This is a genomic window from Gammaproteobacteria bacterium, from assembly GCA_016705365.1.
GTDB lineage: Bacteria > Pseudomonadota > Gammaproteobacteria > Pseudomonadales > UBA5518 > UBA5518.
This window is the reverse complement of sequence record JADIYI010000008.1, coordinates 125895-139089: the sequence shown is the minus strand read 5'-3', so window position 1 is coordinate 139089 and position 13195 is coordinate 125895. Positions and strand designations below refer to the sequence as shown.

Annotated in this window: 12 protein-coding genes and 2 tRNA genes; 13 read left to right on the top strand and 1 reads right to left on the bottom strand. The window is 62.6% G+C overall.

From position 1 onward, the window contains the following. Nucleotides 1–17: 17 nt before the first annotated feature. On the bottom strand, nucleotides 18–320 hold the full coding sequence (locus tag IPF49_08045) for a YhbY family RNA-binding protein (protein MBK6287563.1): 303 nt from the start codon (nucleotides 318–320) through the stop codon (nucleotides 18–20). 100 nt (nucleotides 321–420) lie between these two features. Here IPF49_08045 and rlmE point away from each other — a divergent pair, with 100 nt between their 5' ends. The 13 genes from rlmE to truB all read left to right on the top strand — a co-directional run bounded on the left by rlmE (nucleotide 421) and on the right by truB (nucleotide 13122). Next, nucleotides 421–1041 carry a 23S rRNA (uridine(2552)-2'-O)-methyltransferase RlmE gene (rlmE, locus tag IPF49_08040; protein MBK6287562.1) on the top strand — a complete coding sequence of 207 codons (621 nt, stop codon included), beginning with the start codon at nucleotides 421–423 and terminating at the stop codon, nucleotides 1039–1041. Nucleotides 1042–1131: 90 nt separating this feature from the next. Beyond that, nucleotides 1132–3063 (top strand): ATP-dependent zinc metalloprotease FtsH, encoded by a 1932-nt coding sequence (gene ftsH, locus IPF49_08035; protein MBK6287561.1) that lies wholly within the window; start codon nucleotides 1132–1134, stop codon nucleotides 3061–3063. Between the two features lie 33 nt (nucleotides 3064–3096). Then, nucleotides 3097–3960 carry a dihydropteroate synthase gene (gene folP / locus IPF49_08030; protein MBK6287560.1) on the top strand — a complete coding sequence of 288 codons (864 nt, stop codon included), beginning with the start codon at nucleotides 3097–3099 and terminating at the stop codon, nucleotides 3958–3960. Next, nucleotides 3957–5309: a phosphoglucosamine mutase gene (gene glmM, locus IPF49_08025; protein MBK6287559.1), complete on the top strand. Its 1353-nt coding sequence runs from the start codon at nucleotides 3957–3959 to the stop codon at nucleotides 5307–5309. The genes folP and glmM overlap by 4 nt, the downstream gene beginning before the upstream one ends. Nucleotides 5310–5385: 76 nt before the next feature. Then, nucleotides 5386–6141: a triose-phosphate isomerase gene (locus tag IPF49_08020; GenBank protein MBK6287558.1), complete on the top strand. Its 756-nt coding sequence runs from the start codon at nucleotides 5386–5388 to the stop codon at nucleotides 6139–6141. Next, a complete protein-coding gene (gene secG, locus IPF49_08015; GenBank protein ID MBK6287557.1) occupies nucleotides 6141–6557 on the top strand; it encodes a preprotein translocase subunit SecG in 417 nt (138 codons plus the stop codon). Before IPF49_08020 ends, secG begins: the two co-directional genes overlap by 1 nt. Before the next feature lie 22 nt (nucleotides 6558–6579). Beyond that, nucleotides 6580–6664 (top strand) — tRNA-Leu (locus IPF49_08010). A 122-nt stretch (nucleotides 6665–6786) separates the two neighbouring features. Next, nucleotides 6787–6863 (top strand) — tRNA-Met (locus tag IPF49_08005). A 137-nt stretch (nucleotides 6864–7000) separates the two neighbouring features. Continuing rightward, the gene (gene rimP / locus IPF49_08000; GenBank protein MBK6287556.1) at nucleotides 7001–7462 is read left to right on the top strand and encodes a ribosome maturation factor RimP; all 462 of its coding nucleotides are present in this window, start codon (nucleotides 7001–7003) and stop codon (nucleotides 7460–7462) included. A gap of 40 nt (nucleotides 7463–7502) precedes the next feature. Beyond that, nucleotides 7503–8993, top strand: a complete 1491-nt coding sequence (gene nusA, locus IPF49_07995; protein ID MBK6287555.1) for a transcription termination/antitermination protein NusA — start codon at nucleotides 7503–7505, stop codon at nucleotides 8991–8993. Nucleotides 8994–9044: 51 nt separating this feature from the next. Then, the gene (infB, locus tag IPF49_07990; GenBank protein ID MBK6287554.1) at nucleotides 9045–11750 is read left to right on the top strand and encodes a translation initiation factor IF-2; all 2706 of its coding nucleotides are present in this window, start codon (nucleotides 9045–9047) and stop codon (nucleotides 11748–11750) included. A gap of 23 nt (nucleotides 11751–11773) precedes the next feature. Then, nucleotides 11774–12184, top strand: coding sequence for a 30S ribosome-binding factor RbfA (gene rbfA, locus IPF49_07985; GenBank protein ID MBK6287553.1), 411 nt, complete (start codon nucleotides 11774–11776; stop codon nucleotides 12182–12184). Further along, nucleotides 12181–13122, top strand: coding sequence for a tRNA pseudouridine(55) synthase TruB (gene truB / locus IPF49_07980; protein ID MBK6287552.1), 942 nt, complete (start codon nucleotides 12181–12183; stop codon nucleotides 13120–13122). The genes rbfA and truB overlap by 4 nt, the downstream gene beginning before the upstream one ends. The last annotated feature ends 73 nt before the right edge of the window (nucleotides 13123–13195 follow it).

Genomic DNA, 13195 nt, shown 5'->3' with positions numbered 1-13195 from the left:
AGGCCGGCAATCAGCGATTACAGACGCAGATTGCTAAGCTTGGGATGTGCCTTCGGGTTGCGGCGATAGATCAGGATCACCTTGCCGATCTCCTGCACCAGTTCTGCGCCGAGCTTGTCGATCAACTCGGCTGCCAGTGCGCGACGCGCGTTGCGATCGGGTAGCGCGAAGCGGATCTTGATCAACTCGTGGTCATGCAATGCGCGCTCGGCCTCCAGGCACACCGACTCGCTCAGACCCTTTCCGGCCACGGTAACCAGCGGGTGCAGCGCGTGGCCGATACCACGCAGGCGTTTCTTGTTTTCCGGATCCAGCGCCATGGTATGGTGTGATGCTCCCGTTGCAGATGGCGCGATTGTAGCCGAACGAACGGAATCCATGGGTGCGCGTTGAGCGTACATTGTTTGCGGTAATCGATTGATGGCGCGTTCGAAAAGCAGCAGCCGCTGGCTGCAGGAGCACCACAAGGATGCCTACGTGCAGCGTTCGCGCATTGACGGTTACCGTTCGCGCGCCAGTTACAAGTTGCTGGAGCTGCAGCGCAGCGACCGGCTGATCCGCCGTGGCGACCTGGTAGTCGATCTCGGCGCGGCGCCGGGGGGCTGGAGCCAGGTGGCGGCGCAACTGGTGGGACCCGAAGGCCGGGTGGTGGCCTCCGATATCCTGCCGATGGATGCGCTCGCGGACGTGGCCTTTGTCGAGGGCGATTTCACCGAAGACGAGGTGCTGGGGCGGGTGCTCGGCGAGTTGTGCGAGCGGCGTGCCGACCTTGTAATTTCGGACATGGCCCCCAATATGAGTGGCATCAGGGATGTGGATCAGCCGCGCGCCATGCATCTCGCCGAGATTGCCCTCGATTTTGCCTCCAAGGTATTGAAACCCGGAGGAAAATTCGTCTGCAAGGTGTTTCACGGCGAGGGTTTCGATGATTATATCCGGGCGCTGCGCAGCGCCTTTGGCAGCGTGCTGACGCGCAAACCCGATGCCTCGCGTGGCCGCTCGCGGGAAGTATATGTAGTGGCGAAGGATTTTCGCGGCTGAGTCCGATCAAATGACCGGGACCTCGGCATCTGTAGTAAAGTGGGTGAGTACGCCCGCGTGTCGGGCAGCGAGGACATTGTCTTGAACGATATGGCGAAAAACCTGTTGTTGTGGCTGATCATCGCGGCGGTGCTGCTGATGGTTTTCCAGAACTTCAACATGCAGCCGCAGCGCGAGCAACTCAATTACACCGATTTTTTGCACGAGGTGCAGCAGGAGCGGGTGCGCAAGGTCGTTATCGACGGGCTGTTGATCGTGGGCGAGCGTCAGGACGGACGCGCCTTCGAAACCGTGCGTCCCCAGGTCAATGATTCCGGCCTGATGGGCGATCTGCTCGACAACAACGTGGTGGTCGAGGGTCGCAAGCCGGAGCAGCAGAGCCTGTGGTCACAGTTGCTGGTGGCCTCGTTCCCGATCCTGATCATCATCGCGGTGTTCATGTTCTTCATGCGCCAGATGCAGGGCGGTGCGGGCGGTCGCGGTGGCCCGATGAGTTTTGGCAAGAGCAAGGCCCGGCTGCTGAGCGAAGACCAGATCAAGACCACCTTCGCCGATGTGGCGGGAGTGGAAGAGGCCAAGGAAGACGTGCAGGAACTGGTCGAATTCCTGCGTGATCCAACCAGGTTCCAGAAGCTCGGCGGTCGGATCCCGCGCGGCGTATTGATGGTGGGTCCGCCTGGCACCGGCAAGACGTTGCTGGCCAAGGCCATTGCGGGTGAGGCCAAGGTGCCGTTCTTTTCGATTTCCGGTTCCGATTTTGTCGAGATGTTTGTCGGTGTGGGCGCCTCGCGGGTGCGCGACATGTTCGAGCAGGCCAAGAAGCAGGCGCCGTGCATCATCTTCATCGACGAGATCGATGCCGTGGGGCGCCATCGTGGCGCCGGTCTGGGTGGTGGACACGATGAACGCGAACAGACACTGAACCAGTTGCTGGTCGAGATGGACGGTTTCGAGCCCAACGATGGTGTGATAGTGATCGCCGCGACCAACCGTCCCGACGTGCTCGATCCCGCGCTGTTGCGCCCGGGCCGGTTCGATCGCCAGGTGGTGGTCGGACTACCGGATATCCGCGGTCGCGAGCAGATCCTGAAGGTGCACATGCGCAAGGTGCCGCTGGCCGACGATGTGAATCCGTCCGTGATTGCGCGTGGCTCTCCCGGCTTTTCGGGGGCGGATCTCGCCAACCTGGTGAACGAAGCCGCGTTGTTTGCCGCCCGCTCAAATCGTCGCACCGTGTCGATGCATGAGTTCGATCTCGCCAAGGACAAGATCATGATGGGCGCGGAGCGCAAATCGATGGTCATGTCGGAAAAAGAGAAGCGCAACACGGCTTACCATGAAGCCGGACACACTATCGTCGGGCGCCTGGTGCCCGAGCATGACCCGGTCTACAAGGTCAGCATCATCCCGCGCGGACGTGCGCTCGGCGTGACCATGTTCCTGCCGGTGGAGGATCGTTACTCGCACAGCCGTCGCTCGCTCTCGAGCCATATCTGCAGCCTGTTCGGAGGGCGCATCGCGGAGGAACTGATTCTTGGTCCGGACGGCATCACCACGGGCGCTACCAACGATATCCAGCGTGCTACCGAGATCGCCCGCAACATGGTCACCAAGTGGGGTCTGTCGGAGCGGCTCGGCCCGCTGATGTACGACGAGGGGCAGGAGGAGGTGTTTCTCGGTCGCTCCGCGGCAATGAGCGCCAGGCACCGCTCCGACGAAACCGCGAAAAAAATCGATGAGGAAGTCCGCCGCATCATCGACGAGAGTTACGGGACCGCCCGCAAGCTGCTGGTAGACAACATCGACAAGTTGCATGCGATGGCCGAGGCGCTGATCCAGTACGAAACCCTGGACATCGGCCAGATCGATCAGATCATGGCGGGACGCCAGCCTGATCCGCCCGCGGACTGGAGCGACAGCGGTGGACGTCCACCCGGTGCGCCGCAAGGTGGCAAGAGCGGCGATATCGCCGATGGTGATGCGCATGGCGGGACCATTGGCGGACCTGCGGGAGAGCATTGAAGTATTGGCATGAGCGCTCGGTCTCCAGCGCACATGGCGAGCGCGGTGCTGCGTTGCGGTAGCCGCGAACTCGATCTGTCTCGACCCGCGGTCATGGGCATTCTCAATATCACGCCCGATTCCTTTTCCGATGGCGGGCGTCTTTTTTGCGCCAGCAAACCCGATCTGGAGCGCGTACTGCGCAAGGCATGCGCGATGCGCAGGCAGGGCGCACTGATCGTCGATGTGGGAGGGGAATCTACCCGCCCCGGGGCAACTGCGGTCGATGAGCAGCAGGAACTCGAGCGCGTGGCGCCGGTGGTCGAGGCTATCGCCGCACGCGTCGATATCGTCATCTCGGTCGATACCAGTTCACCGCGCGTGATGCGCGAAGTCGCGGCGCTCGGTGCCGGGATGATCAACGACGTGCGGGCGCTGAGGCGCCCCGGTGCGCTGCAGGTCGTGGCTGCGGGTGGGCTGGCGGTGTGCCTGATGCACATGCAGGGCGAGCCGCGCACCATGCAGCAAGCACCCGAGTATGGCGATGTGCTCGCCGAGGTGCGCGATTTCCTGCTCGATCGCGTCGCCGCATGCGCCGGAGCGGGCATTGCGCATGAGCGCCTGGTGCTCGACCCGGGCTTCGGGTTCGGCAAGACGCTTGACCACAACCTGAGCTTGTTTCGGGGCCTGAAAACTCTGCTCGAACCCGGTTATCCCCTGCTGATCGGGGTTTCGCGGAAATCCGTGATCGGCGATGTACTGCGGCGCCCGGTGGCGCGGCGCCTGGCAGGCGGGCTGGCACTGGCTACACTTGCTGCAGCAGCCGGGGCAAGACTGGTGCGCACCCACGATGTGGCAGCGACCTGCGATGCACTGGCGATGGTTGCGGCAACCAGGGACGGCTGGAGCGGGGCATGAGCAGAAAATTTTTTGGTACGGACGGTATCCGCGGCAAGGTCGGCGTGGAACCGATCACACCGGATTTCATTCTGAAGCTCGGCTGGGCAGCGGGGCGGGTGCTGGCGCGCAGCGGTACCAGCAAGAAAACACGCAACCTCGTGATCATAGGCAAGGACACCCGCATTTCGGGCTATATGTTCGAGTCGGCGCTGGAGGCGGGCCTGGTGGCGGCGGGGCTGGACGTATCGCTGCTCGGGCCGATGCCGACGCCCGCCGTGGCTTATCTGACCCGCACCTTTCATGCGGCCGCGGGCATAGTGATAAGCGCCTCGCACAATCCCTTCGACGATAACGGCATCAAGTTCTTTTCCTCGCGCGGCACCAAGCTTGCGGACGACATCGAGAGACAGATCGAAGACGAGATGCAGAGCCCGATGCGGACCAATGATTCCAGCAGGCTCGGCAAGGTGACACGCATGGCGGATGCCGCAGGGCGTTATATCGAATATTGCAAGAGTACATTTCCGCTCGAGTCCAACCTGGACGGGCTGCGCATCGTGGTGGACTGTGGTCATGGCGCGACCTACCAGGTGGCACCGGCGGTGCTCGCGGAGCTGGGGGCAACGGTCATCGAGTTCGGTGTCGAGCCAAACGGGTTCAATATCAACCTCGGCTGTGGTTCGACCTCGCCCGGCACGATGGCCGCAGCGGTACTCGAGCACGGTGCCGATCTCGGCATCGCGCTCGACGGCGATGGCGACCGCCTGATCTGTGTCGATGACCGTGGCGAGGTGGTCGATGGCGATGAATTGCTGTTTATCATTGCGGCCGAACAACTACGCCGCAGCGGCGCATGCACCGGAGTGGTGGGCACGCTCATGAGCAATCTCGGCATGGAAATCGCGCTGCGTGATCTCGGGATTCCGTTTGCGCGTGCACGCGTCGGTGACCGCTACGTGCTCGAGATGATGGAACAGAAGGGCTGGCGCCTGGGGGGTGAGTCGTCGGGTCATATCATATGCGCCGATGTGACCACGACCGGCGATGGGATCGTCTCCGCGCTGAAAGTCCTGGCCGCGATGCTGGCCAGTGGAGCGAGTCTGCGGGCATTGCGCACCCGGGTCAGGAAGTTTCCCCAGACGATGATCAACGTGGAGGTTGGACGCGCACTGGAGCTCGCCACGGATTCCCGGATCGCCAGCGCACTGCAGGCTGCCGAGATCGCGCTCGGCAGCCGTGGGCGGGTGTTGTTGCGTGCGTCGGGCACCGAACCGGTGATACGGGTCATGGTGGAAGGCGAGGACGCCGCGCTGGTCGAGCAGCAGGCCCGGACACTCGCCGAAGTGGTGCGCTCGTCGGCCGCATGAATAAAAACCGGCGCGCTTCCTTGTATGTGTGGAAGGTCTTGGTTAAGATCGGCGCCCGTTTTTGCATGGAGTAGCCGTGCGACGACCGCTGGTGGCCGGTAACTGGAAGATGAACGGGTCGCGTGCCATGGCAGGCGATCTGTTCGCTGCGCTGCGCCGTTACCATATCGGCGGGGACGCCGAAGTCGTTGTCTGCCCGCCCTACCCATACCTGGATCTGGTGGCCGGACTGCTGCGGGGCTCGACGATCTGTCTCGGTGCCCAGGATATTCACCCGGCGGTGGAGGGAGCGTTCACCGGCGATGTCGCGGGAGCGATGTTGCGCGATTGCGGATGTACCTACGTGATCGTGGGCCATTCGGAGCGCCGCCAGCTTTGCGGCGAGAGCGATCTGCTCGTTGCGGACAAAGCCGTTGCGGCGCTGCGTGAAGGATTGCAGCCCATCGTGTGCGTGGGCGAGACCGAGGCCGAGCGCGAGGCGGGAGACGCCGTTGCGGTGGTTGGACGACAACTCGGACAGGTGCTCGGGAAGATCGAGCGTGAGGAAATGCTGCGCGTGGTGCTGGCTTACGAGCCGGTGTGGGCCATTGGCACGGGTCGTACTGCGACGCCGGAGCTTGCGCAGGAAATGCATGCGCACCTGCGAGCGCTGCTGCGGGATGCGGATCCTGTGCTGGCGGATGCGGTCAGGATTCTGTACGGCGGCAGTGTAAACGGCGCCAATGCGCGCGCGCTGTTTGCGGCCCCGGATATCGACGGCGGACTGATTGGTGGAGCTGCCCTCAAGGCAGAAGAATTTGCAGCCATCTGCGTGGCGGCGGAAGGAAAGTGATGGAACAGATACTGCTGGTTGCTTATGTGCTGTTGTCGGTCGGGATGATCGGCCTGATTCTGCTGCAACAGGGTAAAGGTGCCGACGCGGGAGCCTCTTTCGGTGCCGGCGCGTCGCAGACCGTGTTTGGATCGGGAGGCAGCAGCAATGCGCTGACGCGCGGGACCGCGATACTCGCAACCCTGTTCTTCATCGCCAGCGTGAGCATGGCGGTGATTGCCAGGCACAAGGCCGAAGCGGCGCGCGATGGCGATATCCCGATTCCGGCGGCGGTCGAGTCGCGTGATTTGCCCGTGGTGCCGGCGCCCGCTGCGCAGACGATACCGTCGCTTGCGGCAGATGTGCCAACTGCGGCGCCTGCAGGAGCAGAGCCGGCGGCTGCGGGTGTGGTGGAGGATATTCCGGCAGGGAAGTGATTGCAGAGTGTTTCGGGAAAGAGCCCAAGTGGTGGAATTGGTAGACACGCTATCTTGAGGGGGTAGTGGCGTAAGCCGTGCCGGTTCAAGTCCGGCCTTGGGCACCATCCTGGATATTTGCAGGGTGATTTAGCGGCAGTTTTGGCATTCTGCAGGGTTGACCACCCAAAGCGTATGTCAATATACTTGCGGTCCTTTTTGAAGGGACCGGGTCAAAGCGGTTTGTTGTTGCGGGGTGGAGCAGTCTGGTAGCTCGTCGGGCTCATAACCCGAAGGTCGTTGGTTCAAATCCGGCCCCCGCTACCATTTTTGTGTCCTGGTTTGAGCGGTTGAGCCTTGAGGGCGTACACCGCGGGCGCAGGATCAAGGAAAGCCCCCTCGTGGGGCTTTTTGTTAGATGGGCTATGTGCCCATTTTTTGTTTTTGGAGCGGGACAAAGCGACGTGTCGGCGCGGGTGGTTGAACTGCAGCAGCTGCTGGCGCCGGTAATCGAAGCGCTGGGTTACGAGCTGTGGGGTGTCGAGCTGGTGGCGCACGGACGCCATTCGCTGTTGCGGATCTATATCGACCACGATGAAGGCATCACGGTCGAAGACTGCGCAACTGCAAGCCGGCAGGCGAGCGCGGCGCTCGATGTGGCGGATCCGTTTCACGGCGCCTACACGCTGGAGGTGTCATCACCGGGCTGGGACCGGCCATTGTTCAGCGAAGCGCAGTTCCGCCGTTACATCGGCGAGCGCGTCAAGGTGAAGCTTGCCTACCCGGTGCAGGGCAAGCGCAATTGCAGCGGTCGCCTGCTGGCGGCAGATGCGGAAGGACTGGAAATCGAAGTCTCCGCGGAGACGTGCTTGAGGCTGCCGCTTGCGGCGATCAAGAAAGCGAACCTGGCAATCGAGAGCGATTGAGCCGAAAGCGGCGAGCGCTGTATTGTTTTTGGAGTAATGGATGAACAAGGAAATCCTGCAAGTGGCTGCGGTGGTCTCGAATGAGAAGGGCGTTTCGCCCGAGATCATTTTCGAGGCAATCGAACTTGCCCTGGCAACCGCCACTAAAAAGCGTTACGACGAGGAGTCCGAGATCCGGGTTGTAATCGACCGCGAATCGGGTGACTACACCACCTTCCGTCGCTGGAAAGTCGTTGGTGATGACGAGCTTGCGCTGCTTGGCACGGAGTTCACGACCGAAGAGGCGGCCGAGAAGGATCCCGCACTTCAGGTAGGTGACGTCTACGAGGAGCAGGTCGAAAACGTCGAGTTCGGGCGTATTGCGGCGCAGACCGCCAAGCAGGTCATCGTACAGAAGGTGCGCGAGGCCGAACGGGCGCAGATCGTCGACCAGTACCGTGACCGCGTTGGCGAACTGCTCGGGGGCAGTGTCAAGAAAGTCACTCGTGACGTGGTGATCGTTGACCTGGGCAACAACGCCGAAGGCGTGCTGGCGCGCGACAATCTGGTCGGGCGCGAGACTTTCCGTGTCGGGGACCGTATTCGTGCGGTACTCAAGGAAATTCAGCCCGATGCGCGCGGACCGCAGTTGATCATGAGCCGAACCTGTCCTGAAATGCTGATCGAATTGTTCAAGATCGAGGTTCCCGAAATCGCCGAACAGGTGATCGAGATTCGCGGCGCGGCGCGCGATCCGGGGCTGCGTGCCAAGATCGCGGTAAAGACCAATGACGGACGCATCGATCCGGTCGGGGCCTGCGTCGGCATGCGCGGCTCGCGTGTGCAGGCGGTATCCAACGAGCTCGACGGCGAGCGTGTCGACATCATCCTGTGGGACGACAATCCTGCGCAGCTGGTGATCAATGCGATGGCGCCGGCGGAGGTCGAGTCGATCGTCGTCGATGAAGACACCAGTACCATGGACGTGGCGGTCGCCGAAGACAATCTGGCGCAGGCGATTGGCCGCAGCGGACAGAACGTGCGTCTCGCCAGTCAGCTGACCGGCTGGAATATCAACGTGATGAGCCTCGAGGACGCGCAGGCCAAGCAGGAGCAGGAGTCCGGAACCACGATTGCCCGTTTCATGGAAGCGCTGGACGTCGATGAGGACGTGGCATTCGTGCTGGTCGAGGAAGGATTCACGACGCTCGAGGAAATTGCCTACGTTCCGCTCGAGGAAATGATGTCGATCGAGGGTTTCGACAAGGAAACCGCCGAGGAATTACGGGCGCGGGCAAAGGACGCGCTGCTTACGCAGGCAATTGCCTCCGAGGAGCGTCTCGATGCGAGCGAGCCGGCCGAGGATCTGCTCAACATGGAAGGCATGGACAAGCACCTGGCATTCCAGCTGGCGAGCATCGGGGTTGTCACGATGGAGGATCTCGCCGAGCAGGCGGTCGAGGATTTGATGGGTATCGAGGGCATGGATGCCAAGCGGGCCGGAGAGTTGATCCTCACGGCGCGCGCGCCCTGGTTCGAGTCCATGGAATGAGCGAGCAGCGGAGCCTGGTATTTTGAGCGGGTCCACGCGGGAGAAGTTTTGATGGCTGAAGTAACGGTTGCGGAGCTTGCGAAGTCGGTCAACGTCTCCGTCGAGCATTTGCTGCAGCAGATGAAAGAAGCAGGCCTCGTGCACAAGAAGGCAGAGCAGGTCGTGTCCGACGAGGACAAACAGGTGCTGCTGTCACATCTGCGTACCAGCCATGGCGAGGAGTCGGACGCGCCGCAACGCATCACGCTCAAGCGACGCACTATCACCAAGCTCAAGACCGCCTCGGCCGGGCGGCGCACGGTCAATGTCGAAATCCGCAAGAAGCGCACTTATGTCAAGCGTGACGCCGACGACCAGGGCGAGCAGATCGAGGAAGAGCAGGAACTTGTCGATGTCCCCGAATTAGAGGCTGAAGAGGCCCGGCTGGAAGTACAGGCCGATGCGCCGCTCGAGGAGACCGCAGGCGAAGAGCCGGAACTGCCAGAGCCCGAACCGCAGGTCGACGAACCGGCGCCGCTGGAGGCACCGCGCCGCGACGACAAGAAATATATCGATCCCGAATTGCTGCGCCAGGCTGCGGCCACCCGCCGCAAGGAAAAGGAAGCCGAGGAGCGTAGCCGGCGCGAAGCGCTCGCCAAGGCCAAGAAACAGAAGGAAGAAGATGAGGCGCGCAAGCGAACCGAGCCTCCGGCGCGTGCGCGTACCGATGAACCGGCGGCCAAGCCTGCCGGTCCGCTTGGCCCGAAATCCGCGAAGGACGGCAAACCCGCCAAAGGCCGTCGCCGCGGTGAGCCCGCGTTGGATGACGACAAGCCGCGCAAGAAAGGCGTCAAGACTTCCTGGGACCGTGATGGTGCACTGCTCAAGCCGCGTGCGATCCCGCTGTCCGAATCGGATGCCGAAGCCGCGGAAGCCGCGGCATTGCGTCGTGAGCGCAAGAACCGTGATTTACGACCCAATCATGCCGAACATCTCAAACACGGCTTCGAGTTGCCGACGGACAAAATGGTATACGAAGTAGCGATATCCGAATCGATAACCGTCGGAGAGTTGGCCCAGAAGATGTCGGTCAAGGCGTCTTCCGTAATCCGCGAGTTGATGAAGCTCGGGGTCATGGCGACCATCAATCAACCGCTCGACCAGGAAACGGCAACGCTGGTCGTCGAGGAACTCGGTCATACCGTCAAGCTGGTGCGCGAGGACGAGGCCGAAGGCCTGCTCGAGGCGCAGAGCGTCATCGAGGGTACGCCCGAGCCGCGCGCACCGGTGGTGACCGTGATGGGCCACGTCGATCATGGCAAGACCTCGCTGCTCGATTACATTCGCGAAACGCGCGTCGCCAGCGGAGAGGCGGGTGGCATCACCCAGCACATCGGCGCCTATCATGTCGAGACCGGCCATGGAATGGTCACATTCCTGGACACTCCGGGCCATGCCGCGTTTACCGCGATGCGTGCCCGTGGTGCCAGGAGTACCGATATCGTCGTATTGGTGGTGGCGGCTGATGACGGCGTGATGCCGCAGACCGAAGAGGCGATCCTGCACGCGCGCGCCGCCGGTGTGCCGCTGGTGGTTGCAATCAACAAGATGGACAAGGAAGGCGCCGACCCCGAGCGGGTCAAGAGCGAACTGTCCTCACGCGGTGTCATTTCCGAGAAATGGGGTGGCGATACGCAGTTTGCCGAGGTGTCGGCGCACAGCGGACAAGGCATCGACACCCTGCTCGACGCGATCCTGCTGCAGGCGGAGGTGCTGGAGCTCAAGGCGCCCAGAGACGTTGCTGCTGCCGGCTTGGTGATCGAATCGCGCCTCGACAAGGGCCGCGGATCGGTGGCTTCGCTGCTGGTCCAGCGTGGGGTGCTCAAGGCTGGCCAGATCGTGCTGGCGGGAACCTTTGTCGGACGGGTGCGGGCGATGCTCGACGAGAACGGCAAACCGATTGTGGAAGCCGGTCCGTCGATTCCGGTCGAGATCCTCGGCCTCGACGGCACTCCGGATGCGGGCGATACATTCGTGGTGCTGGAGACGGAGCGTCAGGCACGCGAGCTTGCTGCATCGCGCGAAATCAAGCGCCGCCAGTCGAAGCTTGCCCATCGCCAGGCCTCGCGGCTCGACACGATGTTCACCGATCTGGGAAAGGAAGTACGCGTCCTCAACGTCATGGTCAAGGCCGATGTGCGCGGTTCGCTCGAGGCGATCCAGTCGGCACTCGGAGATCTTGGCAACGAGGAAGTCAGCGTCAATGTGGTGGCCGGCGCGGTTGGAGGCATCACGGAAACGGATGTGAATCTCGCGATCACCACCAGTGCGGTGATATTCGGATTCAACGTGCGCGCCGACTCGGCGGCGCGGCGCGCCGTCGAGCGCGAGGGTGTCGATCTGCGCTACTACAGCGTGATCTACGACCTCATCGACGATGTGAAGAAAGCGCTTGGTGGCATGCTGCAGCCGGAGCGGCGCGAGGAGATCCTCGGTGTTGCCGAAGTCCGCGATACCTTCCGCTCACCGAAGTTCGGCACGGTTGCCGGCTGCATGGTGATCGAGGGTACGCTGTATCGGAACAAGCCGATCCGCGTGTTGCGCGATGATGTGGTGATATTCGAGGGCGAGCTCGAATCGCTGCGACGCTTCAAGGACGACGTGGCCGAAGTGCGCAACGGATTCGAGTGCGGTATCGGCGTGCGCAATTACAACGACGTGAAAGTTGGCGACAAGATCGAGGTCTACAGCGTTCGCGAGGTCGCCAGGACGCTGTGATGGCGTGGCTGGTGGAGTAGGGCATGGCACGCGAGTTTGGTCGCAAGGAACGGGTTGCGGATTATCTGCGCCAGGAGCTCGCGCGCTTCATCCAGAACGAGGTGCGCGATCCACGCATCGGCATGGTGAGCGTGAACGAGGTCGAGGTCAGCCGGGATCTGGCCTATGCGAAAGTGTTTGTCACCTTCATGGACAAGGACTCCGCACAGGACGCGAGCGAGGAACTGGAAGTCCTGAACAAGGCCGCGGGCTTTCTGCGCACGTTGCTGTCGCGCGAGGCGCGCATGCGGGCGGTACCGAAATTGCGGTTTGTCTATGACGTCGGCGTGGTCCAGGGGCGCAAGTTGTCGGATTTGATCGACCGTGCGCTGGCCGAAGATGCCGACAGGCACGCTGGCGATGATGAGCCGGATGGCACCGGGAGCGTCGATTGACGAGGCGCAGGCAGGCACGGCGCGTCGATGGCATCCTGGTGGTCAACAAACCCGCGGGGTTGACCTCGAACGCGGTGTTGCAGCGGGCCAAGAGCATCTATTTCGCGGCCAAGGCCGGCCACACCGGCAGCCTCGATCCGCTGGCAACCGGGGTGCTGCCGTTGTGTTTCGGGGAGGCGACCAAGATGTCGCAGTTCCTGCTCGGCGCGGACAAGGAATATGTCACCACGATCTGCCTCGGGGTGACAACGGATACGGCAGATGCGGACGGTCGTATCATTGCCGAACGCAGCGCCGCGGTGCTCGAACTTGCGGTGGTGGACGAAGTGCTGGAGCGTTTTCGCGGCAGCATCGAGCAGGTGCCGCCGATGTATTCCGCGCTCAAGCGCGATGGTGTACCGCTTTATGAGCTGGCACGCAAGGGTGAAACGGTGGAGCGCGCAGCGCGGCCCGTAGTGATTTACGAGCTGGAGCGGCTTGGATTCGTGGCCGGCGAGCGCGCCAGCCTTGCCATCCGGGTGCGTGCCAGCAAGGGTACCTATGTGCGTACCCTGGCCGAGGATATCGGCAATGCACTTGGATGCGGCGGGCATGTGACGGCGTTGCACCGCAGCGCCTCGGGCCCGTTCAGTGACGAGCAGTCGGTCACGCTGGAACAGCTCGAGCGGCTGCGCGACGAACGTGCCTTCGAGGCGCTCGATGCGTTGCTGCTTTCCCCGGAAAGCGCGGTTGGGCATCTGCCGGAAGTGCGCGTCGCGGAGTCGAGTTGCTACTACCTGTCGCAGGGGCAGGCGGTGATGGTGGCGCAGGCTCCGGCGCAGGGTCTGGTCAGGGTGCTCGCCGAGAACGGCGAGTTCCGTGGTGTCGGCGAGATGGTCGAAGGCCGTCGGGTGGCACCGCGCAGAATGATGATGACGGCCCCCGGGGCGCGTCATTGAGACATGGTCCTGCGACGGTGAGCACCGGCGAAGGAGCAGAGGGAGCGATCCGGCTGCAAATATGCGCGGCCAG